The organism is Thermostichus sp. MS-CIW-30 (genome assembly GCF_054058015.1).
In genome coordinates, this window is record NZ_JBSRZW010000030.1 from 21671 (window position 1) to 44099 (window position 22429).

General features: G+C 58.2%; 24 protein-coding genes and 1 other RNA gene. 10 read left to right on the forward strand and 15 right to left on the reverse strand.

What is annotated here, in order from left to right:
* Nucleotides 1-9: 9 nt before the first annotated feature.
* From purC to ACVWXW_RS12040, 3 genes are all read left to right on the forward strand, one after another.
* A complete protein-coding gene (purC, locus tag ACVWXW_RS12030) occupies nt 10-756 on the forward strand; it encodes a phosphoribosylaminoimidazolesuccinocarboxamide synthase (RefSeq protein WP_414344193.1) in 747 nt (248 codons plus the stop codon).
* Nucleotides 757-773: 17 nt separating this feature from the next.
* Nucleotides 774-1433, forward strand: coding sequence for a DUF2157 domain-containing protein (locus ACVWXW_RS12035; RefSeq protein ID WP_457403997.1), 660 nt, complete (start codon nt 774-776; stop codon nt 1431-1433).
* Nucleotides 1434-1679: 246 nt separating this feature from the next.
* Entirely contained in the window at nt 1680-2543 is an 864-nt protein-coding gene (locus tag ACVWXW_RS12040) for a hypothetical protein (protein WP_457403998.1), read from the forward strand.
* Between the two features lie 1075 nt (nt 2544-3618).
* Here the strand turns inward: ACVWXW_RS12040 and hemC are convergent.
* The gene (gene hemC, locus ACVWXW_RS12045) at nt 3619-4605 is read right to left on the reverse strand and encodes a hydroxymethylbilane synthase (protein ID WP_457403999.1); all 987 of its coding nucleotides are present in this window, start codon (nt 4603-4605) and stop codon (nt 3619-3621) included.
* 278 nt (nt 4606-4883) lie between these two features.
* Between hemC and ACVWXW_RS12050 the strand changes: the two genes are divergently transcribed.
* The 4 genes from ACVWXW_RS12050 to serS all read left to right on the forward strand — a co-directional run bounded on the left by ACVWXW_RS12050 (nt 4884) and on the right by serS (nt 9412).
* Nucleotides 4884-5345, forward strand: coding sequence for a YlqD family protein (locus ACVWXW_RS12050; RefSeq protein ID WP_011433386.1), 462 nt, complete (start codon nt 4884-4886; stop codon nt 5343-5345).
* Between the two features lie 187 nt (nt 5346-5532).
* A complete protein-coding gene (locus tag ACVWXW_RS12055; RefSeq protein WP_457404000.1) occupies nt 5533-7014 on the forward strand; it encodes a glycosyltransferase in 1482 nt (493 codons plus the stop codon).
* Between the two features lie 63 nt (nt 7015-7077).
* Complete coding sequence (gene ilvC / locus ACVWXW_RS12060) at nt 7078-8070, forward strand: ketol-acid reductoisomerase (protein WP_414388787.1); 993 nt, start codon at nt 7078-7080, stop codon at nt 8068-8070.
* Nucleotides 8071-8104: 34 nt separating this feature from the next.
* Nucleotides 8105-9412 carry a serine--tRNA ligase gene (serS, locus tag ACVWXW_RS12065; protein WP_457404001.1) on the forward strand — a complete coding sequence of 436 codons (1308 nt, stop codon included), beginning with the start codon at nt 8105-8107 and terminating at the stop codon, nt 9410-9412.
* Between the two features lie 302 nt (nt 9413-9714).
* Here the strand turns inward: serS and ACVWXW_RS12070 are convergent, their stop codons facing one another.
* The 12 genes from ACVWXW_RS12070 to ACVWXW_RS12125 form a co-directional block, all read right to left on the reverse strand.
* On the reverse strand, nt 9715-10119 hold the full coding sequence (locus tag ACVWXW_RS12070; RefSeq protein WP_457404002.1) for a hypothetical protein: 405 nt from the start codon (nt 10117-10119) through the stop codon (nt 9715-9717).
* A 68-nt stretch (nt 10120-10187) separates the two neighbouring features.
* Nucleotides 10188-10285: signal recognition particle sRNA small type (gene ffs, locus ACVWXW_RS12075), an RNA gene on the reverse strand.
* A 72-nt stretch (nt 10286-10357) separates the two neighbouring features.
* Nucleotides 10358-11074, reverse strand: coding sequence for a carbon dioxide-concentrating mechanism protein CcmK (locus ACVWXW_RS12080; RefSeq protein WP_457404012.1), 717 nt, complete (start codon nt 11072-11074; stop codon nt 10358-10360).
* A gap of 32 nt (nt 11075-11106) precedes the next feature.
* Nucleotides 11107-11772 (reverse strand): hypothetical protein, encoded by a 666-nt coding sequence (locus tag ACVWXW_RS12085; protein WP_457404003.1) that lies wholly within the window; start codon nt 11770-11772, stop codon nt 11107-11109.
* Between the two features lie 66 nt (nt 11773-11838).
* Nucleotides 11839-13800 (reverse strand): ribulose bisphosphate carboxylase small subunit, encoded by a 1962-nt coding sequence (locus ACVWXW_RS12090; protein ID WP_457404004.1) that lies wholly within the window; start codon nt 13798-13800, stop codon nt 11839-11841.
* A gap of 71 nt (nt 13801-13871) precedes the next feature.
* Nucleotides 13872-14171 (reverse strand): EutN/CcmL family microcompartment protein, encoded by a 300-nt coding sequence (locus tag ACVWXW_RS12095; RefSeq protein ID WP_011433394.1) that lies wholly within the window; start codon nt 14169-14171, stop codon nt 13872-13874.
* Nucleotides 14171-14512 carry a carbon dioxide-concentrating mechanism protein CcmK gene (locus tag ACVWXW_RS12100; RefSeq protein WP_011433395.1) on the reverse strand — a complete coding sequence of 114 codons (342 nt, stop codon included), beginning with the start codon at nt 14510-14512 and terminating at the stop codon, nt 14171-14173. The genes ACVWXW_RS12095 and ACVWXW_RS12100 overlap by 1 nt, the downstream gene beginning before the upstream one ends.
* Nucleotides 14513-14583: 71 nt before the next feature.
* The gene (locus ACVWXW_RS12105; protein ID WP_011430450.1) at nt 14584-14892 is read right to left on the reverse strand and encodes a carbon dioxide-concentrating mechanism protein CcmK; all 309 of its coding nucleotides are present in this window, start codon (nt 14890-14892) and stop codon (nt 14584-14586) included.
* 513 nt (nt 14893-15405) lie between these two features.
* On the reverse strand, nt 15406-16131 hold the full coding sequence (locus tag ACVWXW_RS12110) for an energy-coupling factor ABC transporter ATP-binding protein (RefSeq protein WP_414343792.1): 726 nt from the start codon (nt 16129-16131) through the stop codon (nt 15406-15408).
* 7 nt (nt 16132-16138) lie between these two features.
* On the reverse strand, nt 16139-16966 hold the full coding sequence (locus tag ACVWXW_RS12115; RefSeq protein ID WP_457404005.1) for a cell division protein FtsQ/DivIB: 828 nt from the start codon (nt 16964-16966) through the stop codon (nt 16139-16141).
* A gap of 57 nt (nt 16967-17023) precedes the next feature.
* Nucleotides 17024-17242: an NAD(P)H-quinone oxidoreductase subunit O gene (gene ndhO, locus ACVWXW_RS12120; protein WP_011433398.1), complete on the reverse strand. Its 219-nt coding sequence runs from the start codon at nt 17240-17242 to the stop codon at nt 17024-17026.
* A 129-nt stretch (nt 17243-17371) separates the two neighbouring features.
* Nucleotides 17372-17776, reverse strand: a complete 405-nt coding sequence (locus ACVWXW_RS12125) for a hypothetical protein (RefSeq protein ID WP_457404006.1) — start codon at nt 17774-17776, stop codon at nt 17372-17374.
* Nucleotides 17777-19345: 1569 nt separating this feature from the next.
* Between ACVWXW_RS12125 and petE the strand changes: the two genes are divergently transcribed.
* Nucleotides 19346-19756, forward strand: a complete 411-nt coding sequence (gene petE / locus ACVWXW_RS12130) for a plastocyanin (protein ID WP_414373743.1) — start codon at nt 19346-19348, stop codon at nt 19754-19756.
* 183 nt (nt 19757-19939) lie between these two features.
* Complete coding sequence (locus ACVWXW_RS12135; protein WP_457404007.1) at nt 19940-20170, forward strand: hypothetical protein; 231 nt, start codon at nt 19940-19942, stop codon at nt 20168-20170.
* Nucleotides 20171-20206: 36 nt separating this feature from the next.
* Here ACVWXW_RS12135 and ACVWXW_RS12140 read toward each other — a convergent pair whose 3' ends face one another.
* Nucleotides 20207-20419, reverse strand: coding sequence for a DUF2997 domain-containing protein (locus ACVWXW_RS12140; protein ID WP_457404008.1), 213 nt, complete (start codon nt 20417-20419; stop codon nt 20207-20209).
* Nucleotides 20420-20507: 88 nt separating this feature from the next.
* Between ACVWXW_RS12140 and ACVWXW_RS12145 the strand changes: the two genes are divergently transcribed.
* Nucleotides 20508-21557, forward strand: a complete 1050-nt coding sequence (locus ACVWXW_RS12145; RefSeq protein WP_414407990.1) for a potassium channel family protein — start codon at nt 20508-20510, stop codon at nt 21555-21557.
* Between the two features lie 23 nt (nt 21558-21580).
* On the opposite strand, the gene ACVWXW_RS12150 is transcribed toward ACVWXW_RS12145, so the two are convergent.
* Nucleotides 21581-22249, reverse strand: coding sequence for a PHP domain-containing protein (locus tag ACVWXW_RS12150; RefSeq protein ID WP_457404009.1), 669 nt, complete (start codon nt 22247-22249; stop codon nt 21581-21583).
* Nucleotides 22250-22429 lie beyond the last annotated feature (180 nt).

Below are 22429 nucleotides of genomic sequence, written 5' to 3' on the forward strand. Positions count from 1 at the left end.
GGTTAGCGTATGCCATTCTCCCCCCAAGAGCTGCTCTACGAGGGCAAGGCCAAGCGCATCTACCGCACTGCCGATCCCAGGGTTTATCTTTGCCAATACAAAGACGACGCCACGGCCTTCAACGCCCAAAAGCGGGGATCCATCGCCGGCAAGGGAGAGGTGAATTGCACCGTCTCCAGCCATGTGTTTGCCTACCTGGCGCAGCAAGGGATCCCCAACCATTTCTTGGCCCAAACCGGCCCCACCGAGATGCAGGTGCGAGCCTTGCACATCCTGCCTTTGGAAGTGGTGGTGCGCAACCGCACAGCGGGTAGCCTCTGCCGACGGCTGGGCCTGGAGCAGGGCCTTCCCATCGAGCCGCCGCTGGTGGAGTTCTATTACAAAAACGATGCCTTGGGGGATCCCTTGGTGACCCCAGATCACATCCGCCTATTGCAGTTGGCCACGCCGGAGCAGGTGGAGCGCTTGGGATCCCTGGCTTTGGCCATCAACAACCATCTGCAGGCTTTCTGGCGAAGCTGCCGCCTAGAGTTGGTGGACTTTAAGCTGGAGTTTGGCCTGGACGAGAAGGGAGAGATCCTGCTAGCCGACGAGATTAGCCCCGATACCTGCCGTCTTTGGGATCGGGGGGGATCTGAGCCGCGGGTGCTGGATAAAGATCTCTTTCGCTTTGATCTGGGGGATCCAGTAGCTGGCTACCAGGAGGTGTTGCAGCGGGTGCTTCAGGCAGTGGGATCCCAATTCCTTCTCTCCTAGAGGGAGAGGAGCCAGGGGTGAGGGACTATAATCGCCTCAGCGATCCCACTCCTTTAACGCCCGAGCCTCCTTTCGCTTGTCGGGATCCCGCCATGACCTCTCCCCGCCCCCCCTACCCCGGCGAGCGTTTCCGCCGCCAACTGGCCAACCTGCTGGATGCCTGGGTGGAGCAGGAGTTGATTGAACCTGAGCAGCGGGATCGGCTGCGGGCGTATTACCAACTGGAGAGTTTGCAACGCTCAGCCGGCGGGCGATTTGCCCTGGTGCTGCTGCTGTTTGGCGCAGTTCTGGTGGGCCTAGGGGTGATCTCCTTTGTGGCGGCCAACTGGGCTGCCATTCCCCGCTGGGCCAGAGCCTGGGGGTGCTTGGCCCTCATGGTAGGGCTGCAGGTGGCTGGCTTCCAGGTTTGGCAGCAGGGATCCCAGCGTCTGGGTAGCGCCCTGCTGATAGCCGGTGAACTGACCCTGGGAGCCTGTATTGGCCTGATGGCCCAGTGGGTTCAGCTTGGCGGATCCGCGGCAGGCTTGTTTTGGGCCTGGGGGATGGGCAGTTTGGCCATGGCCTACGGCTTGCGTCACAGCCCCAGCGGTGTACTGGCCTGCCTTCTGCTGGGCTCGGGGATGGTAGCCGACTTCGTGGATTGGGGGACTGTCAACTTCCTGATACATTTACGCTGAACACTGCTGAACATCACTGTTCAACTATGCAGCGATAGCATTCTGTTTGTTTCCAACCAGAATGGCGGTATCCCGCAAAGCTTTGAGTAGAATACCCAAAGCGCAGTTTCCGTGTCGTCTTACTACCAATTTTCTGCTTTGCTTTGGCTACCATGTTGGCAGACTCGAAAGTAAACAGAAAGATCAACTGGTAGTAATCCGTACTGAGCATATTATACATTATTTTCAGTATAGTTGAGCTTATTATTGACTAGAGTCATCCTCTATCCTTGGTTGACCCTGGGCCTGCTGGTTCCTCTGGCCTATTGGTGTTGCTCTCGCTGGGTTTTTGCCCTGGCCGTGGTGAACTTTGGCCTGGCGTTGCAAGGGTTAGCCGAGCGTTTGGGCAGCTCTTTCCAAGGTTTAACCCTTTTGCATCTGCTTGGTGTTGCAGTTGTGTGGGGGTTGGGTCTGTGGCACCAACGCCATAAGCCTTGGCTAAGCCGGGTTTTAACTGAAGGAAGGGATCCAGAGCTTCCCGGCGAGCTGGAGCAAGGCTTGGATTTGGCCCCGACAGCCCAGAACTTGGCTCTGCTGGGGCTGGGTGTCCTGCTCTATGTCTGGAGCTTTGTCGGGAGGTGGGTCGATCTTTCCGAGGATCCCCTCTGGAACGTTGGGGATCCCTGGGCGGGCCTGTCGGCAGCAGGATTGCTATTGCTAGCCGGTTGGAGCTGGTGGCAGGGTTGGCAGGAGAAGGGATCCCAGCCCGTTTCGTCTTGGCTGAAGGATGCTGCTGTTCTGATTTCTCTGGTTGCCTTGGCGCTTTTGCTGGGGATCGGCAGCTCTGTGCCTTTGAACGTGACGGCAGGAGCAGCCTTGGTCCTCTTTGCCCCCTGGATAGTGACCTTGCTGTTGCTGGGGCTGTCAGCAGTGCTCTGCTGGGAAGGGCTACAGCAAGGGCGGCGGGGGCGCTTCTGGCAGGGACTGTTGGGGCTAACCCTGGTGGTGCTGACCCGCTTTTTCGAGTACCCAACCGGCCTGTTGGCCAAGTCGGCGGTGTTGGTGGCCTGTGGGATCGGGGTGATCTGGATTGGGCTGAAGTTTGAGCGGCGGATTTTCTCCCGTCTCTAATTCTTGCCCTTCTAGGAAGCCAAGCCCCGCTACATGATCAAGCAAAGGAAAAAGCTGGAATTGAGCTGGAATTCACAAGAATTTACAAAGTTTAAGGAACCTGCTTGTATTCGCCAATGTCTTTGCTAGTAAATTCTCAGCTTTGGCTTGAGCTGAGAAGGAAGTGGGCATCTCTATCAAGATTTGGAGAATACAAATGAGAAGTAGGACTGCGTTTGGGCATTTTGGCTTTGCTACTTACGCCCCTTTGGGAGAGTGGTTCTCTTTCGGGTGTTGCCTTGGCTGAAGATCATCTTTTAGTGGCTCAGGCCCCGGAGCCAGCTAGGCAGCCTATGCCTTCTGTGCCTAGATCGATACCCTCCCCAGTTCCCATAGCTCCGGCAGAATCCTTAGAAACTGTAGATGAGCTATTCCGCCAGGTTCCTTTCCCCCCTTCGCCAAGACCTCTGCCTGGCCTTCCGTGCTCGAGACCCATGGTGTTGCGCTCAGTAACCCTCAGCGCTCCTCCGCCAAACCCTGCTTCCCCCCTGCAATCGGAGCTTCACCCCAACATTTGGACAACTCTCCAGGGCCCTTTCGGGACAGTCAACTGGGGAGAGCGCCAAGCCAATAAACTCTTTGCTCATACCTTCCAATGGAGCCCCCCTTGTAGAATAGGCTGCCGGATGGGAGGCACCCTTACGTTTACCTATCGCAATAACTTGCAGGCAACAAGTAACACAGCTCCTAATGCCGGGAACGACAGGTACTACCTATTCAACGGCGGGACTTCAACTCAAGCGGGGTTTTTGTATACTTTCTCAAGTCCGCCTACCCCAATTCCGCCTGGCCAAACCTTCACCAAAACTCTAACCCTCTCGCCGGCAGAGATTGCCAACAACCGAGTGACCTTAGTAGTTCAAGATGATACGGCGGTTTTGGAAGCTAAGCTAGAGCTTAGATACTGCTGCTGCGAATGCGAATTTCCCATTTGAAGTTGAGTGAAATTTGCCTTAGGGGGGACTTCCGTGCCCCCCTTTTCTTCAACTCCCCCTGGCTGCAGACCTCAAAGCTTACTCAGAAAGGATGGAAAAGCCTAACGGCGGGCCTGGGCAAAAATGGCTTGCAAAATCTCGTCGGCCCCCTGCCGTTTTAGCTTTTCTGCCAAAGCTACCCCCACCGCTTCCGGGTCGGCTACGGATCCCATTTGGCTGTCGCGGATGAGCCGCCGGCCATCCAGGTCGGCCACCATACCGGTTAGGTGCAGCTCCTCCCCTTGGACTTGGCTGTGAACGCCAATGGGCACTTGACACCCTCCTTCCAAAGCCCGCAAGAAGGCCCGCTCGGCCAAACAGCGCGCCGTCGCTTCCACATCCGCCAAGGGTCGGATAAGCTCCAGAATCCGCTCATCTCCCTGCCGGCACTCGATTCCCAGGGATCCCTGGCCAACCGCGTACAGAGACACGCCGGGATCCAGCACCTCGTGGATCCGGTCGGCTTTGCCCAGGCGCTTCAACCCGGCCACTGCCAAAATAAGGCCGTCGTACTCTCCCCTCTCCAGCTTGGCCAAGCGGGTGTTGAGGTTGCCCCGCACATCCTTAAAGTGCAAGTGGGGAAAGGCATGGCGCAGTTGGGCCAGCCGCCGCAGCGATGAAGTGCCGATCACCGTCCCCTCTGGCAGGGTGGCCAGTCGGTAATCCCGGAACTTTTCCCCCACCACCAAAGCGTCCAACGGATCCTCCCGCCGCGTGATCGCCCCCAACACCAAGCCCTCCGGCAGGCGAGTGGGCAAGTCTTTAAGGCTGTGTACCGCCAAGTCGCTGCTGCCGTTGAGCAGGCTAACCTCCAATTCCTTGGTAAAGAGACCTTTGTCTCCAATTTTGGCCAGGGCTACATCCAGGATGATGTCTCCCTGGGTGGAGAGAGTGTTGAGCTCCAGAGGTAATCCCGGATGGTGTTCTTGCAACTGACCCATCACCCACTGGGTCTGCACCAAAGCCAACTCGCTTTTTCGAGAGGCAATCCGCACCGGCTCGGTGATCCCAGCAGAGGGCTTGGAAGGGGTCGAGGCCCGTTCGCTCATGGCTGCCGCAAAAAAGAACACTGTCTCTCACGCTAGCCGAATCTGTGCCAGGGCAAGGCGGCGGCCTTTAAGATCCTTAACCAAAATTGCAGTTTCCCGAAATCAGGACTTTACCGCAGGGATCCCAGCCGGTAGGATAAGTAGATGGATTCTCCGGCTCGGCGGGGGAGGATCCGGTCTGTCAAGCTCCTCTTCCCCAACCCCAGAGCTTTTGAGGGGAGCTTTCTACAATGGGCACAAGCCCCTGGTTTGGTTGGTCGTCTGCCTGGATGAGTCTTATGGAAGAAAACAACGTCAGCAACGGCACTCAATTACTGCTCAAACGCAACATTCCCGTTAAGGTGGTGGTCACACCCCTTTGGAAAAAGGAAATGCAGGAGCAATTAGAGCGGCAGATCGAAGCCACCGATGCTCAGATGCAACAACTGGAGTTTCAGGGCAAGCGGGCTATTGCCGAACTGGAGAAACAGAGCCCCAACCCCAACAGCCCCCAAGTGCTCCAACAGGTGGAAGCGGTGAAAAGCCGCGTGAACGAGCAGAAAATCCGCCTCTTGGATCAGAAAAACCAATTGTTGCAGCAGATCAACCAACTGAGCACCCTGGAGCTTAACCAAGAAGTGCTGCAGGGCAATGTGGAGAGCTTCTTCCGAGTCCAAAAAGGAGACAACCTGATCCAGAAAATGCAGGTCGAGATCCTTCTGGAAGATGGGGTGATCAAAGAGATTCGCGGTAACCCATAGGCTACTCACCCCCTTGCCGGAGAAGCGGCAGTCGGGATCCCCAATTTTTCTCGCCTGTAGGTTCTCGAGAACTCCGTTTCGCCAACACAATGGGTGACAATAGGTAACAACCTCTTAACAGCCTTTGGGTTAACGCTCGCACAGGCTGGCGAGGTTGGGTAACATTGCCGGCCGGGGGAGGATTCCCATGTCTGAGTTCGTCTGGTCAGAGCCAGAGCCTCTCGAGGATCTTCATCTTCCCGATTGGTTGCTCACCTCGGCCCAGCGCCGCCGTCTCAAGGCTCTGCTGGTTCTGGCCATGGTGTGGGGGTTGGTCAGCCTGATGCATGTGGTGCCGACGGCCCGTTGGATCACCGTTGGTTTGGCCACGTTCATGGTGATCCACATTAGCCGCTTATTTCGCCTGCAACCGGCGACCTCCCTGCCCCCTCTGAGACTTCCTCCTGCCGCTGCGACCCGCCGGGATCCCAGGTCAACAGATAACAGCGATGACCCTAACAACAATGACTCTGTCCTGCCAATGCAACGGGATGGGCAGAGCGGGCTTTCTGAGTTGGGCGGGCTGGCCTTGCCCCGTGTGGCTGTGTTGATCCCAGCCAAGAATGAGAGCGCAGTGCTCCCACGGCTGTTGCACAGCTTGACCCAGCTCCGTTACCCCACCAGCCATCTGGAGCTCTGGGCCATCGACGACAACAGCAGCGATGCCACCCCTGAAGTTCTGCGGGAAGCCCAAAAGTGGATCCCCCATCTGCGGGTTTACCGGCGGCAGCCGGGGCGGGGCGGGGGTAAGTCCGGCGCCCTCAACGAGGTACTGCCCCTCACCCAAGGGGAGATCATCCTGGTCTGCGATGCCGATGCTGTGGTGCCTTCGGATTTTCTTGCCCGCACTCTGCCCTTGTTTGTTCAAGTGGGAAGCCTGCGCAGCCGTTTCAGCAGACGGACGGTAGGCGCTGTCCAGGTGCGCAAGGCCCTGAGCAACCCCAACGTCAACTTCTGGACTCTGGGGCAGGTGGCGGAAATGGCCTCCGACGCTTATTTTCAGCAGCAGCGCGTGGCCGTGAGGGGCATTGGCGAGCTACGCGGCAATGGCCAACTGGTGCGGCGAGATGTCTTGGAAAAGTGCGGCGGCTGGAATGAGAGCACCCTCACTGACGACCTGGATCTCACCTTCAAGCTGCACCTGGCGGGCGTAGATATCGCCTTTCTGACGGAGCCGGCCATCGTCGAAGAAGGGGTCACCTCTTGGAAAAGTCTCTGGCACCAGCGCTGCCGCTGGGCGGAAGGGGGCTACCAGCGCTATCTCGACTACTGGCCAGGGATCCTCGGTCGCCGCATGGGGATGGCCAAAACAGTAGATCTCTGGGCCTTCTTTATTTCTCAGTACTTGCTGCCGATGGCCTTGGTTCCCGACACCCTCTGGGTGCTGTTGGCGGGCCACTCCTCGGTGCTGCTCCCCTTGAACGCTCTGGTGATGGGCTGCCTGACGGTGGCTTTTTACCGGGGGCTACGCCAGGTGGAGGGCTTGCGCGGACGGCGACTTTGGTGGCACACCGCCCTGGGCTTGGTCTACATGCTCCACTGGCTGCCGGTTATGATCGCCACAACCGCTCGCATGTGTGTACAGCCCAAGCGCCTAAGGTGGGTGAAAACTGTTCATCACGGCGCTTGAGGTCAGCAAGTTGGATCCAATCCTGCTATCCTAGTCAAGCACCTGCTCACGCCCTGCTCGACCATGGCCCGCCTCTACTACGACACCGACGCCAACCTGGAGCCTTTGGCCGATAAAACCGTTGCCATCATCGGCTATGGCAGCCAAGGCCACGCCCACGCCCTCAATTTGCGCGATAGCGGTGTCCAGGTCATCGTTGGCCTTTACCCTGGCAGCCCTTCCTGGCCCAAAGCCGAGCAAGACGGCTTAATGGTCAAAACGGTGGCGGATGCTGCCGCTGCCGCCGATTGGGTAATGGTTTTGCTGCCCGATGAAGTGCAAAAGGCCGTTTTCCAGGGCGAAATCCGTCCCCACCTGCAGCCGGGGAACGTGCTCCTCTTTGCCCATGGCTTCAACATTCACTTCGGGCAGATCCAGCCGCCGGCAGACGTGGATGTCATCATGGTTGCCCCCAAAGGCCCTGGGCACTTGGTGCGGCGCACCTACCAAGCGGGGGAAGGGGTGCCCTGCCTGTTTGCCGTCTATCAAGATGCCTCGGGAATGGCACGGGAGCGGGCCATGGCCTATGCCAAAGCCATCGGTGGCACGCGGGCCGGCATTTTGGAAACCACCTTCCGGGAAGAGACCGAAACCGACCTCTTTGGCGAGCAGGTGGTGCTCTGCGGTGGGCTGACGGCTCTGATCAAAGCGGGGTTTGAAACCTTGGTGGAAGCGGGCTACCAGCCGGAACTGGCCTACTTCGAGTGCCTGCACGAGGTGAAGCTGATCGTGGATCTCATCGTCGAGGGCGGCCTGGAAAAAATGCGCCAGAGCATCTCCAACACGGCAGAATACGGCGACTACACCCGTGGCCCCCGCATCATTACGGAGCAAACCCGCGCCGAGATGAAACGCATCCTCGCCGAGATTCAAAGCGGCCAATTTGCCCGTGAATTTGTCTTGGAAAATCAGGCCGGCAAGCCAGGGCTTACTGCGATGCGGCGCCGCGAGGCCGAACACCCCATTGAACAGGTGGGCAGGGAGCTGCGGGCCATGTTTAGCTGGCTAAAGAAATAGGTCGGATATCTGGAGCTAAGTGTAGGCCGTCTCTGTGCTGGATCTGAAGCTGCTGCGGGATCGCCCTGAACAGGTACGCCAAGCCCTGCAAAACCGCCGGGCCACAGTCGATCTGGACGGGATCCTGCAGTTGGATCGGGAGCGGCGGCAGTTGGAGGCCCGCAAGGGATCCCTGCAGGCCGAAAGCAACAGCCTCGGCAAAAAAGTCGGCGAGATCCTCCGCCAGGGGGCGGATCCCCAAGGCCCCGAAGTGGCGGCCCTCCGGCAGCGGGGGGTGGATCTCAAGGCCGAGATTGCCCAACTGGAGCAGCAGGAACGGGAGCTGGAAGAGGAGATTCGTGCTCGGCTGCTTACCCTGCCCAATTTGCCCCTGCCCAGCGTGCCGGTTGGCCGAGATGAGGCCGACAATGTAGAGGTGCGCCGCTGGGGTGAGGAGCTAAAGCCGGCCCATCCTGTCCTTCCCCATGACGAGATTGCCGAAAAACTGGGGTTGCTGGAGATTGGCCGTGCGGTCAAAGTGGCCCAAAGCCGCTTTGTGGCTATGGTAGGGGCGGGCGCGGCCCTGGAACGGGCTTTGATTGCCATGATGCTGGAGCGCCACGTTGCAGCCGGCTACACCGAGGTGATCCCACCCTTTTTGGTCAACAGCGCCGCTTTGCAGGGGACGGGGCAGTTGCCCAAGTTTGCCGAAGACAGCTTTCGCTGTGCTGACGACGACCTGTGGCTGATCCCGACGGCGGAAGTTCCCCTTACCAATCTGTACCGGGATGAGGTAATCCCTGCGGAGTCCCTCCCTCTTTACTTCTGTGCTTACACCCCTTGTTTTCGCCGTGAGGCGGGCAGCTATGGCCGCGACACCAAGGGGCTGATCCGGTTGCACCAGTTTCAAAAAGTGGAGCTGGTCAAGGTCACTCGCCCAGATCAATCGGAAGCCGAACACGAGAAGCTGGTGCAGGATGCCGAGGCCATCTTACAGATGCTGGAGCTGCCCTACCGGGTGGTGGAGCTGTGTAGCGGCGATTTGGGCTTTGCGGCAGCCCGCTGCTTTGACTTGGAGGTGTGGTTCCCCTCCCAAAATCAATACCGCGAGATCTCCAGTTGCTCCAACTGCTGGGACTTTCAGGCCCGCCGTGCTAACCTGCGCTACAAAGAAGCCGGCCAGAAAGGCACCCAGTTTGTCCACACCCTGAACGGATCTGGCTTGGCGGTGGGGCGCTCTCTGGCTGCCCTGCTGGAAAATCACCAACAGCCGGATGGCTCGATTCGCATTCCCAAGGCGCTGCGTCCCTTTCTCAGCTCCCGGTTTCTCTCGGAAGACGGGATCCTCATTCCTGCTGCCTGAGCTCAAACTCAACCCAGTTTGATTGAGACTCGATTGAGACGCTCCTGCCCACCCGGCAGACGCCCTTATCTTTTCTGCAGTTTGGAAATGAATCAGCTTGACCTGCTCCTCGCTCTACAAGGATGAGGATCCCTAACACTTCACAGAGACGATCCACCTGACGGTAGCCTCAATCTTTAGGGTCATTTCAAGTTAGGTTGAGACACTTCCCAAGTGCTCTGCGGTACCGCTTCCGCTATGCAAAAGGGGAGAGGAGCTAGGAAGCAATGCATTCCTACCTTCCTGCCGGGCTGTCCTTCCGCTCAAGATTTGCCCTTGATGCGATCCAACTCAGCTTGCAATTCGGCGATCTTCTGGCGCAAACGGGCCGCTTCTGAAAGTTCGATGGCCGTGCCTGCCTCGCCCTCGGCATTGCTAATGTCGTCGATGGTGATCTTGCGGGGACCGGCAGTTTGTCTGTCTTCTCCCTTGCGGTTGGCGTTGGCGGCGATGGCATCCATGTAAGCCCGCGCCTCTTCAGCGGTCATCGCCCCCCGCTCCACCAGCTCGTCCACCAAAGCTTGCGCCTGCTTGCGCAACTCCATCAGACGGATACCCGCTTTGCTGGCCACCTTGGCAGCATTATCCGCCGCCACAGCCGCCAAACCCATGCCGAAGTAAAAGGCTTTTTGAGCCCAGTTGGCGAGGGGATTGTCTGTCTCGGACATTGCTAGGACAAGGGGGAGAAAGGCGAGAAGGGGAATGACCCAGCAGAGAGGAAAGTGGGGTAGCAAAGGGCGACCCGGGTTGACGCGCCTGCTCAGAGCATCCCGTGGTGCTGCTATCTTCCGATCCTGACACGGTTTGGGCGTCGGAGCTGCACGGACCCAGGTCTTTCAGTAGCCTAGCATTTTTCCGTTCTGCCCTGCTCGGCTTTCTTGGGCAACAGATGGATTGCTCAGGGGGCTAGGGAGTTTCAGGCGGCTCCAGATAAACAGGGATCCGTTCCACAGCCGTATCGTTGCGCTGCACTTCCTGTTCCTGAACTTGAGGAAGGGTTACCGGCAGGGTAACCGGTTGAGCAACAAAACAACTGGCCACGGGCAGCGCTTGCTCCAGTTCGTCCAGAGGGCGGGGGATCACTGCCACCGCGTGCAATTCCCCAATGCGCTCTGCTTCGTACATGCCGGCATCGATGGCAATGGCCACGTTGGCCACTGTACCGCGGATAATGGCCGTACATAGGCCATCCCCAATGGTCTCGTAGGCCGCCAGTTGGACATCCGCGGTTTTGAGCATGACATCGGCAGCTCCCACCATTGCCGGGAAGCCGCGAGTTTCCAGCAGGCCCACGGCCAAGTTACTGAGGCGGCTGTAGCCGCGGTTTTGTGCCAGTTGAGACAGCTTGCTGCTGATCGGCAGCACCACTTCCAAGTTGGGCAGGGGGCGCGGGATCACCAAACTGGAGATCTCCTCTTGCTCGAACTGGCGGGCCAGCTCAATTCCCTCCTCAATGGCAATGCGCACATCGGCAATTCCCCCCCGCACAATGGCTGTGCAATAGCCCCCCGAGGTTTTCTCAAAGCCGATCAGCGTCACGCCTGCCGACTTGGTCATAGCGTCGGCAATGCGCACGATGACCGGAAAGCTGCGCGTCTGAATCAGGCCCAGGGAGGTTGACATCGGCATCCTAACTACTCACGCCAGTTTAGCCATCAGATCCGGCTATCCCCAGAGGAGAGCACCTGTCGATGGGGATAAATCTTGCTCAAGAGGCGATCCAATTCCCAATGGCCAGGGATCCCATTGAGCTTATGGGTTTTGGTCTCTGGGGAGTCGGATTTTTCTTGGTGCCAACGGCGGGTTTGCTTTTCAACATTGGCCACCGGAGAACTGGGTGGGGGAGACGGCTCAGGCGACATCTCTGGAGCCATTTCCACTGCCGCCGGCGAGGGCTCTGCCGGGGTGAGCTTGCTGCCGCCCGCCTCCTGGAGATCGAAACCATAGGTGGGATCCCCGAGCAGCGAGCCGGGGGGAATGACTGCTTGGCTGAGCACCGAACAATTCAGCACCGTGGTTTCTGAGCCGATGCAGGCGTTTTTGCCGATGGTGCCCTGCCCGATCACCAGCACCCCCATTCCCAAGGTTGCTCCCGCCTCCACGATGAGGGATCCCCCACAGGCGTGCAGAACGGATCCCATGCCGATACACGCGCCGCGCCCGATGTGAATTCGACAGCCGGGGTTGGCCCGCAGCAGCACCCCTGCCCCAATCCCCGCCCCGGCTTCCACCTGTACCTCACCACTGACAAAATAGCGAGTTTCGTCGTTCTGGCCAGGCAAGGCGCGGAGCGTCATGGAGTTGGGCAAAGTAGAGGCCAACAAAGTGCTCCTCATCGCTGGGGGGTTGGGCTTGAACCAACAGAGGTCAAAAAAAGCTGGGATCCCTCAAGGGGTTTGGATGATCTGCTCCAGCACTCGCCGTTTGGCTTTTGGGTCAATACCCAGCAGGCGGACGTATTCGCCGCGATGTTCCTCCAGACAGGCTTCCAGAGCTGCCACCACTTGCGGCACTTGGGTGGCCTCGATGGGGCTACAGCTTTGCCAGGAAGACGTGCGAAAACGGCGCTTGTCCGCATGTTCGGTGCCGATGCGGTAGCCTTGGCTGAGCAACTGCTGCACCTGAGCCACCACCTCGGCGCTGAGGCGGGTGCCAGAAGGGGATCCCTTGGGGGCAGAAGCAGGAGCCGCGGCAGCAGCAGCAGATTTTCCGCTAGGGGTTTGGATGATGCGCTCATAGACCCGCCGTTTGCCTTTGGGATCGATCCCCAGCAGGCGCACATATTCTCCCTGGTGCTCCGCCAGGGCAGCCGTCAGCTTAGCCAACACCTCTGGCCCGCGGGTGGCGCGAATGGCCGGCCCACTCTGCCAGGAAGAGGTTTTGAAGCGGCGCTCGTCGGCATATTCGTAGCCGATGCGATAGCCCTGAGCCAGCAGCCGATGCACCTCCTCCTGCACCTCCAGATCCAGGCCGGCACTGCTCCCTGCCGCAGGAGCCGTATCTGCCACCACGCCGGTTCCTGCAGGACTGCTGCTCACCTGGCCTTGCGGGGTTTGAATGACCTTCTCCAGCACCCGCCGTTTGCCTTTGGGATCGATCCCCAACAGGCGCACATATTCTCCCTGGTGCTCTGCTAGGGCAGCCTGAACAGCGGCTAGAATCTCCTGCGGCTGACCGCTCAAATTGCCCAAGGTCTGCCAAGAAGAGGTGCGGTAGCGGCGGGCATCGGCCACCTCCAGGCCAATGCGATACCCCTGCGCCAACAGCGTTCGGATTTCTTCCTCTAGCCCTGAGCCAGACTGAGGGCCGGATGTGCCAGAACTCGGGGCAGCGGCTGCCGAGACGCGGCTGGGCATCCCAGAAACCAGCGCCGGCCCATCGGGGGTTTGGATGATTTGCTCCAGCACCCGCCGTTTGGCCTTGGGATCGATCCCCAGTAGGCGCACATATTCTCCCTGGTGCTCCGCCAGGATGGCCCCCAGCGATCGCACCACCTCCGCCTCGTGGGTGCTGGTGATTGGGCTTTCGCTTTGCCAGGAAGAGGTTTTGAAGCGGCGAGCATCGGCATACTCTAGCCCCACGCGATAGCCTTGGGCCAACAGGGCACGAATTTGCTCCACCACCTCCGGCTTGAGAGGGGATCCGCCGCCGTTCCGGCCATTGCCGCGATGGGAAGAATGAGTCATGGGTGCCGTCTCCGTAGCCGTTGAGTTAGAGGTGCGCTGCAGTTCGTTGCGGATGGGAGCGATACAGACGAGGTTTTCGCTGCACTGGTAGCCCTCTCGCAGGGCTTGGTTGATGCCGATCACGTGTTGGGCAAACTTGGCATCGCTATCCTGGACGTCGGGCAGCCGGTCGGCCTCGGCCTGGGTGGTGATGATGGATCCAGAAGGCACGTACTTGCCTGGGGGGATCTCCACATCCTGGATCAGGCAATGCAACATGATGATGCAGCCATCCCCAACCCGAGCGTTGAACACCGTCGAGCGGAAGCCAATAAAGCAGTCGTTGCCCACGTAGGCCGGCCCGTGGATCAGAGCCATGTGGGCAATGGAAGTGTTTCTGCCAATCCAAACGGAGTAGGGTTGGCCGTCTTCTCCTATCACCCGCCCCTGTTCCAGGCCGTGGATGACCACCCCATCCTGAATGTTGGATCTGGCGCCGATGTGGAAGGGGGATCCCTCGTCAGCGCGAATGGAAGTTCCCGGGGCGATCAGCACCTCCGCTTCCACCCGCACATCCCCAATGAGGTTGGAGAAAGAATGCACGTAGGCTGTGGGATCGATCTTGGGCTCCGCCAGTCGGCGAGACCAGGGCGTTGGCGGTGCAGCATAGGTGTGAGCAGGCATAACCGTGAGCCTCTAGAACGCAGTAGGGCGGACAAGGGCAGCAAGAGAGATGAGAAGGGAAGGGATCCCAGCTAGCGTTGATCGCGCTTGTTGTAGAGAGAGCGACCGCCAACGCTGACCGTATCGATAATCGCCATCACCACCGCATCCAGCGGGCGAGTCTGGTTTCCTTGCGGCTGGCGAGCGGCACTGCCTTGGCTAACCAGCACCCACTCGTCAATGCCGGCCCCCACCGGATCGGCAGCCACAGCGTAATCGGGTTGCGGCTGGCCCTCGAGATCGACGTACTGCACCAACAAAAACTTCACGCCCGTCAAGCTGGGATCCTTTTGAGTGCTGGTGACGGTGCCCCGCACAATGGCAATACGCATCAGGGACGGGTGAAGGGACGGATGGCATTTACCCCTTCGCGGAACTGAGCCACATCCTCGGTGTAGCGAATGGGCAACACGTACTCCAGGTTCTCGTGGGGACGGGCGATAATGTGCCAAGACAACAACTGGCCGCCGTTCACCCGCTTCACCGAGTCAATGCCGGCAGCCACCGAGGCTTGCACCTCCGAGACATCCCCCCGCACGATCACGGTGACCCGACCGCTGCTGATTTTCTCGTAACCCACCAGGGTAACGCGGGCTGCCTTGACCATGGCGTCGGCAGCTTCTACCACTGCCGGGAAGCCCAGGGTTTCGATCATTCCAACTGCAATAGCCATAGGTACTCCTTACGCTGAAAGTGAAAGTGGGGTGCGAACTTTCTGGGGTGCGAACTTTACTGAAGTGGGGACTAGGTGCGGAACTGCTCTACCGCCTCGGTATAGCGGATGGGCAACACAAACTCCAGGTTCTCGTGGGGACGGGCAATGATGTGGTGGGAGAGAATCTCACCCCCGCTCACTCGCTTGGCAGACTCCAAACCGGCAGCCACCGAGGCTTGCACCTCCGAGACATCCCCCCGCACGATCACGGTGACCCGACCGCTGCCGATTTTCTCGTAACCCACCAGGGTAACGCGGGCTGCCTTGACCATGGCGTCGGCAGCTTCTACCACTGCCGGGAACCCGCGGGTTTCGATCATTCCAACTGCAATAGGCATATCAACTCTCCACTTTTGAACACACTCAGTTCCTGAACGTTGTCGAACCCAGCAACAAGGCAAATTGATCTCGCTTGTTGGGTTCGCTCATGCAATCTCCTTTCGATTTCATCAGAGAGATCCTCTGCCCAAATCTCGATTGACAGCTTTTCCCGGCGACACCTACCCCAGCCACCAGAGACCCCCCTCTGAGGGGAGAAGGCTCTGCCCAGCCGCAGACCTCAGACTGAAGTCGGAAAAGGTTGTAGGAGCCATCAGGGTTAAGCGCAACTGTCACTCAGGCGGGCAAAGCTGCCAACTCTGAGCTAAGTCCACATCTTTCTTGTACAAAATCGATCATACAAAATTGACTAGGACAGCTCAGAGAAGGGATCCCCGACTTAACAAAATGATATCCCTATTTAATCCTGGACGAAAATCAATATTTTTAATTAGCACGATAGCTTTTTATTAAGAGAGGCAAAAATGTTGTCAGCTTAAAAATAATTCTTGATATCTTTTCAACTTTTGTCGTTATCGGCGCAGCGAGGGGGGCACTTCCAGGCCGTGGGCTTCCATGAGGTCGGCTCGGCCCATCAGGTGGGCCGGGGATCCCTGGGCCCAGATCCGCCCTTGATCCAACAGGATGACCTGATCGCACACCTCCAGGATCAGCTCCAGATCGTGGGAAGCCAGCAGAAAAGTGTGGGCGGCCTGTTGCAAAAAAACTATCAACCGGCGCCGGGCTCGCAAATCGAGGTTGGCCGTCGGCTCATCGTAGAGCACCAACTGGGGCTGCATCGCCAGGATCCCGGCAATGGCAACCATGCGCTTTTCCCCACCAGAGAGGTGATGGGGGGGACGATCGGCCAAATGGAGGGTGCCGGTCATCTGCAGGGCGGCCTGAACGGCAGCCGCAATCTCCGCCTCAGGACGGGCCAAATTGCGCAGTCCGAAGGCCACATCTTCGGCCACCGATGGGGCAAACAGTTGGTCGTTGGGATCCTGAAACACCAACCCCACCTCAGGGCGAAACTGGCCGGGCCGCAGCGGCTGGCCAAACAAACTCACCTGGCCAGAGCAGGGGGGCAACAGGCCGCAGAGGGTGAGGAACAGGGTAGTTTTACCCGCGCCATTGGGGCCGATCACCCCCAGATGTTGCCCAACCTCGACCCGTAGATCCAGCCCTTGCAGCACCGGCGGATGACCGGGATAAGCTGTCCACAATTGGTTCACCTCCACCGCCGGCACCGGGTTCATAGCAAAGCTAGGGCATCCGCACGTCTTTCCAGCGCTCCTGGGTGGCCGTGGGGGTAAGTTGCAAGGTGGGCACACTGGGGCTGGTGAGGTCAATCTGGACGATGTCGTCGGGCGTACACTCGCAGTAGCGGCGCAGATCCCGCATTTGGTTGAGGGTCTGAATTTGCAAGGGCAAGCGGTCGGAAATCGGCCCCAGGTAGACGTTGCCCAGCTCAGTATGCAGGGTAATTCCCGCTCCAGATTGCCAATCCACTGCCCTAATCTGGATTTCGGATTGCTGCAAAGCCTTGAGCAACAGCGCCCATTGGTCTGGGGTGTGGTTCTCCCAGCCCAGCAGCTCCAGCTCAGGCCAAGACTTGGGGGAACGGTAGGGATCGGGAGACAGCCAGTTGCCTTGGACATCCACCCAGCCCATCTGGTCGCCCCATCGCGCGCGCGCTACAGGTTGCCGTTCCCGCACCTGGACGATGACACCCACCGGCAGCAGCCGTCGCTGCACCTGGACGCTTTCGATGGGAGAGGGGCGGGTCGGGGATCCCAGCAAAGCCCTTTCCAAAACAGCCGGTTGCACCTGCCAAATGTTGAGGGGATACTGCAGGGGCAATTGTGCCCGTATCCAGGCGGGATCGACCCGGTGGGCACCCTTTACCTGAATCTGTTCTGGCTGACGAATTTGCCAGTGGGGCTGCCGTAGGCCCAGCACCAGCAGCGTCAAGAGGGTCATCGAACCGGTCAGGCGCCAGGATCCCTGCCAAAACCGGCTGCGCCGTTGCCGACGCAAAAGCTGCCTACGCTGCAGGATTTGTTCACGGTTGGGAGCAGCCAGGAGTGCCATGGATCCCCCTTCACCCCATCACGGGGTATGCAGATGGGGAACATTCCGTGCTTCTACTCAACCCGCCATCTCCTGAACCTGATCCGCCCGCAGCCAAACCGTAGGGGTGGGAACAGCCCCAAACTTAATCTGCAGGTAGTCACCTTTGATATCCACGACTTCTCCGGGGGTCTCGAAAACGTAGTTGGGAATAAAAGGATCGCTTGCCTGCGCTTCTAAGCTACCCTCCAGTTTCTCGCGGATAGCCCGCACCAAGGTGCCTCGCTTAATCGCCATTGCTCCTCCTCAGTTCAGTCGCAGATTAGCCGGTTCGATAGCAGTTGTATCACGCCTGTCGCTGCTGCGAAGAGGAAAGCTGGGATCCAGCCTCTGGTTGGCTCTGACAGGGATCAACCTGAGTTTGGCTTATTTGCGTTTTAGGCTGCGGGCCATATTGCGGAAGGTATCCATGTCCGATCCCCCCTGACGGCGTGGGCTTGCTCCGCTGCTGCTTGAAGCGGAGGATCCCTGCTCAGCAGCAGTTTCAGGAGTTTTGGCTTGCTCTGTGGACAACTTAACTTTGCTGAGGGAAGAGACCTGCTCCACCACCTCCACCTTCTCCTTGCTGCCGAAATCCTGGAAGGTGTGCTTCACGATCCTGGGGGTGCGCATATACTCGATGTTGCCAAGGGTTTTGGCTTCATCTGGGTCGAGAAAAAAAGTATTGTCTTTCCTCTCTTTCGTAGGGGTTGGTTTAGCAACAGTTTCCGGTGAGGACGTGGCCGCAGCTTTGCCGCGCGAGCCGAACAAGCGCTTGAAGATGCCTACCATGGTCGTTTTGCCTGCAATGGGAAGGAAGTTGAGCCGGATCCCTAGGCACTGATATTGGCCACCCGCCCTTGGCAAGGTGAGGGCCAGGCCCGGTCATGAAATAATGTTAAGCCAACTTAGAGCACCCTGCCCTCCGGGGCAGAAGGGTTTCTGGATCCCGCACCTCAGAGGGAGAGAGCATGCCTCTAACCCCCAAAACCCTGAACTTTGCTGAATTTACTGAGCTTTAGGCGGTTTGGCAAAAGTCATTGAGAGGGATATAGTAGACCAAGTTTCCCCCTGATCCTTGAGTCCACCGCAACGGTTGCCGGGAAGTGAAGGGGGAAAGCGCTCGGGGGGTATTCCTCAGGGCTTTGCGGGATACCGCCTTCCTGTTTGGACTCCGTCCCGCTGACGCGAACAGAGATAGGCAGGATGCGATCGCTTCTTTCCTGAACCATGTTCAGGAGAGTTCAGCGTGAATGTATCAGTTTCAACCTCTGGCAAAGGGTTTGGCCGATGGCAATGTAACTCATCCCCAAAGCATCTCAGGATCAGGAAGTTCAGGGATCCCTGTAGCCGACTGCCATACAACCTTCTGGCCGAGAAATTGGCTTACGCTCGCTCCTCTCTTCTAGAGAGCCAGAGGAGTTTCCTCATACGCTAGATGCGTTGTCTTAGCTAGCAGTGGCTATATGGCTATACAGTGAAGTAAGAAGTCCAAAAACTCACTCCAGGCTCAGATAAGTAAAAACTGCAGTATGAAGCTGTGCCTCCAGATCGGCCTGGTAAGAAAACCTTACTGCTGCACTTTTGAGGTGTAGTGTACTTCAACCCTGAGGGGAGCGCCCAGGTTCAAGGCAGTGCCAATACACCGGGCCAAGATTTGAATGTTAAGCCGCTGATCCGTCGATTCTAAACTTGTTGCAAGCCGACTCTTGCTTGGACCAACTACGGGTGAACGCTGTACGCTCATCTTAACAGACTCCCTATTTTGGTGAGGGCTGAACAACCAACTGACTTTCAGGTGATGTTATTGAGGAATCTCAAAGGAATACCGACCAGCAGCATCCAAGAACCTGCTCTTTGAGATTAGGATGATTTGCCCTTCTTGTGCATCGACAACCCTACGGATTTGTTAGGCAAGACACTCTTGGACTTTAAGGGATCCCACGGAAAAAGAATCTCTACTTTGCGAAACTTTGCGAAGCACTTTTGGGTAGAGATGAGGACGACCCGGAAAACTGGCTCTCGGTTCCCTGCGCACGCTCGCCAACTGCCAAGATGCTCTACCCCAAGTGGTTGGGGATCCAGCCGCATCGGATTGCCTGGCAACAGGGTTGCCGTAGGTTTCTGGAAGAGCTGTGCTGTTTGGCGGGTTCGGTCTGCCGCGGCTCCCTGTAAAGGATGGATGTTGCCGCCCCGCAGTTGGGCATTGCTCTATTCTGGGATGAGCCCTCTTATAATGAGCATTGGGAATTCAACTGTCCCTGCTGCCCATCCGCCTGGCTGGGTGCTCTTCGCAACCTGGAAAGGGGCAACCGAGCCGCAAAGTCTGGGATAACTGCTGTTACGTTTTGAGAGGAATCCATGTCTCTAGTTTTCAACCTGGTGAAGCGTTTGCAGCTCATCCTGCTCAGCCTTGTGGTTGGGGGGGTAGCTGTGGCGCTCTTGTCCAACCCTGCTGCTGCCGAAACCTACATCGTCAAAATGGGATCCGACAAAGCCCAGTTGGTCTACGATCCGCCTTCTCTCACCATCAACCAAGGGGATACCGTTCAGTGGGTGAACAACAAGGTCTACCCCCACAATGTTGTCTTCGACAAGGTGCCCGGTGGAGATGCGGCTTTGGCGGCCAAACTCTCCCACAAGGCGCTGCTTACAGCTCCCAAGCAGGTGGTGGAGTCGGCTTTTGTTGATGTTCCTCCAGGTGAGTACACCTACTACTGCACGCCCCACCGCGGGGCCGGAATGGTCGGCAAGATCATCGTGAACGGCTAAATCCACACCCCAAGTGCTGAACTTCTAGGGATCCCACTTTTGGTTTTGCCTTGCTGGACAGGGATCCCTGCTCTTAGCATGAAAGGTAGCCCTCTCAGGAGTGGGAGGGCTTTTTGGCGAATGAATACGCATTCGACCGGCTTGCCCTGTACTGCGCAAGTGTAGTTCTCAAACGGGTTCTCTATGACCACCAGCGTTAAAGGTTACCTGCTCTTGGCCGTTTCCTGCCTCAGCGCCATTGCTGCTGTTGGCTCAATTTTCGAGTTGGCTTCTGGCGAGCCGGATTTTGGCGTCGGCCCCACCAGCATCATCTTGGTTGTCGCTGCTCCATTGGCTGTTTGGCTGTTTCAGGCTGCGGTTGAAGCGGCACGGGCCGGCAATACGGCCGGAAAGGGGAGCAAAAAGAAAAAATGAGAAGACGGTGAGAACCCTAGGCAAATGGATATGGAGTCAGCGGGTTTGCTTCAAAGAGACTTCTGACTCCCTCTCGATTTCAGTCAGTTGGTGAAACTCCGGCAAGAGCTCCCGTTTCTGCACGGCTCCGAGCGCCGATTCCAAGCCGGCGGTAGCTAGGGTACAACTGGAGCCAGAACCATTCAGTACGGTCTCGGCGACCTGTCCGTTTTTGTCGATCCGATATTCCACTTTGATGTATTCAGGCATCGGCACTCCGCTTGTTACCGAACAACAACGGGTTCTTCCCCATTCTAGTTCTTGCTTCCTTTTCCTGGGCTAGATCTGGCTGGGCTCTATGGCTTCTGCTCGTCCCCTCTTCCAGGCTGCCAAAAAGGATCCCGGAATCCGGCGAGACCTCGGCTTGGGCGTGGGGGCATTGGTGTGTGTGGTGCTGATCGGCACCCTCTGGTACCACGGGGTGGAGCAGTGGCCGTGGGTGGAGGCTTTTTACATGACCATCATCACCCTGACCACTGTTGGCTTTATGGAGGTGGAGCCGCTGGGGGAGCGGGGGCGTTTATTTACGGTGGCCTTGATCCTGATGGGGGTCTTGAGCATCGGGTTCATGGTGAATCGCTTTACAGAGGCCCTCATCCAGGGACATTTTCAGGAAGGGATCCGGCAACGGAAATGGAAGAAACAGATGGAAGCGCTGAACAACCACTACATCATTTGCGGTTTCGGGCGCATTGGCCGGCAGGTGGCCCAAGAGTTTCGAGCAGAAGGGGTGCCATTTTTGGTGATCGATCAGTCTGCTGAGGCGATTCAGGTGGCTCAAGAGCTGGGATATGTGGCTCTCCAGGGGGATAGTACTCTAGATGCCACTTTGCTGGAAGCGCGGGTGCAACAGGCGGAGGGGCTGATTGCCGCCCTATCTTCCGATGCCGAGAACCTCTACGTGGTCTTGTCGGCCCGCACCCTGAACCCCCGCATTCGCACCATTGCCCGCGCCAATACGGAGGAGGCTTTGCAAAAACTGCAGCGGGCGGGCGTTGCCCATGCCATTTCTCCCTACATCACGGGCGGAAAACGCATGGCGGCGGCTGCCTTACGCCCCCGGGTTGTGGACTTTGTGGATGGCATCCTTGTCGGTCGGGATCGCACTTTCTACCTGGAGGAGTACGAGCTGGCAGCCCAAGAATGTCCTTATGTCGGGCAAACCCTACGGAAAGCCGATTTGCGCAACCGATCCGGAGCTTTAGTGGTGGCGATTCGACGGGCGGATGGCCAGTTGATTGGTGGCCCCAGCGGAGAAACCCTGTTGCAGCCGGGGGATCTGCTGCTGTGTATGGGCACCGCAGAGCAGTTGCGCCGGCTTGGACAGTTGCTCTATCCACGCCCGTAGCAGCTTGTTCTGGGTAGCCTGGCTCAAATCCGCCTCAGAATACTGGGGCCATGAGAGTCGGTGCCACAGGTTTTCAAAAGTCCGTAGGTCTCGGCCAGCTCTTCGGCTTTCTCCGTCACTTCCGGGCTAGGGATCCAAATCTCCGGGTTTTTGTAGGCGTAGTAGACCTCAAGGCCATCTATTCCCAACTCCGCTGCGGCTGGGACAATTTCCTCTGCAGGCAGGCAATAGCGAAAGGGGTGGGCCAACACCGCCAAGCCTCCTGCCGCTTGAATGGCCTGGATTGCGTCGGCGGCGGGCAAGCCGGGAACCTGCTCCCCTTGGGCAAAGGGATCCAGGACACCATTGGTGGGATCGAAGCCGTAGCCGAGAATATGCACTTCACAGCCCAACAGGTTTGCGGTGATCTCGATCCCCGGCCACAGGATGGGGTCGTCGGGACGATCCAGGTGGGCGCGGGCTCGCTCGTAGCCCTTCAGGGTGTGGTGATCGGTGATGGCCAGTCCCTTCAGACCGTGCCGGCGTGCTTGCTCCGCCAGATCCACGGGATCCATCTGCCCATCCGAACAACGAGTGTGTAGGTGAAAGTTGTACTGCAAGGGACAAGAACGAGGGCCAACCCCCTGTAGCACCTGCCGCAACTCCCCAGCAGAAGGCACCACGCAGGGATCCCGTTCCAAGCTGACAACCATAGCCACCCTTGGGTTCTGAAGTTTTATTAAGCATGTCCCCCCATTGTAGCCAGGGGCAAGGGTCAGTGCTATGGGTCAAAGACTAGTAAACTACCCGACCCTGACTGCTTCGCAGTACAGGGCGGGCTTTCGGTAGCCCTGCAGTTGGCAAGCCAACCACGAACCTCTAGGCTGGTTTAC

Coding starts and splice junctions, on each gene's coding strand:
- purC (WP_414344193.1), top strand. CDS start 10: ATGCCATTCTCCCCCCAAGAGCTGCTCTACGAGGGCAAGGCCAAGCGC.
- hemC (WP_457403999.1), bottom strand. CDS start 4,605: ATGAGCGAACGGGCCTCGACCCCTTCCAAGCCCTCTGCTGGGATCACC.
- ACVWXW_RS12050 (WP_011433386.1), top strand. CDS start 4,884: ATGGAAGAAAACAACGTCAGCAACGGCACTCAATTACTGCTCAAACGC.
- ACVWXW_RS12055 (WP_457404000.1), top strand. CDS start 5,533: ATGTCTGAGTTCGTCTGGTCAGAGCCAGAGCCTCTCGAGGATCTTCAT.
- ilvC (WP_414388787.1), top strand. CDS start 7,078: ATGGCCCGCCTCTACTACGACACCGACGCCAACCTGGAGCCTTTGGCC.
- ACVWXW_RS12070 (WP_457404002.1), bottom strand. CDS start 10,119: ATGTCCGAGACAGACAATCCCCTCGCCAACTGGGCTCAAAAAGCCTTT.
- ACVWXW_RS12080 (WP_457404012.1), bottom strand. CDS start 11,074: ATGTCAACCTCCCTGGGCCTGATTCAGACGCGCAGCTTTCCGGTCATC.
- ACVWXW_RS12090 (WP_457404004.1), bottom strand. CDS start 13,800: ATGCCTGCTCACACCTATGCTGCACCGCCAACGCCCTGGTCTCGCCGA.
- ACVWXW_RS12095 (WP_011433394.1), bottom strand. CDS start 14,171: ATGCGTATTGCCATTGTGCGGGGCACCGTCACCAGCACTCAAAAGGAT.
- ACVWXW_RS12100 (WP_011433395.1), bottom strand. CDS start 14,512: ATGGCTATTGCAGTTGGAATGATCGAAACCCTGGGCTTCCCGGCAGTG.
- ACVWXW_RS12105 (WP_011430450.1), bottom strand. CDS start 14,892: ATGCCTATTGCAGTTGGAATGATCGAAACCCGCGGGTTCCCGGCAGTG.
- ACVWXW_RS12110 (WP_414343792.1), bottom strand. CDS start 16,131: ATGAACCCGGTGCCGGCGGTGGAGGTGAACCAATTGTGGACAGCTTAT.
- ACVWXW_RS12115 (WP_457404005.1), bottom strand. CDS start 16,966: ATGGCACTCCTGGCTGCTCCCAACCGTGAACAAATCCTGCAGCGTAGG.
- ndhO (WP_011433398.1), bottom strand. CDS start 17,242: ATGGCGATTAAGCGAGGCACCTTGGTGCGGGCTATCCGCGAGAAACTG.
- ACVWXW_RS12125 (WP_457404006.1), bottom strand. CDS start 17,776: ATGGTAGGCATCTTCAAGCGCTTGTTCGGCTCGCGCGGCAAAGCTGCG.
- petE (WP_414373743.1), top strand. CDS start 19,346: ATGTCTCTAGTTTTCAACCTGGTGAAGCGTTTGCAGCTCATCCTGCTC.
- ACVWXW_RS12135 (WP_457404007.1), top strand. CDS start 19,940: ATGACCACCAGCGTTAAAGGTTACCTGCTCTTGGCCGTTTCCTGCCTC.
- ACVWXW_RS12140 (WP_457404008.1), bottom strand. CDS start 20,419: ATGCCTGAATACATCAAAGTGGAATATCGGATCGACAAAAACGGACAG.
- ACVWXW_RS12145 (WP_414407990.1), top strand. CDS start 20,508: ATGGCTTCTGCTCGTCCCCTCTTCCAGGCTGCCAAAAAGGATCCCGGA.
- ACVWXW_RS12150 (WP_457404009.1), bottom strand. CDS start 22,249: ATGGTTGTCAGCTTGGAACGGGATCCCTGCGTGGTGCCTTCTGCTGGG.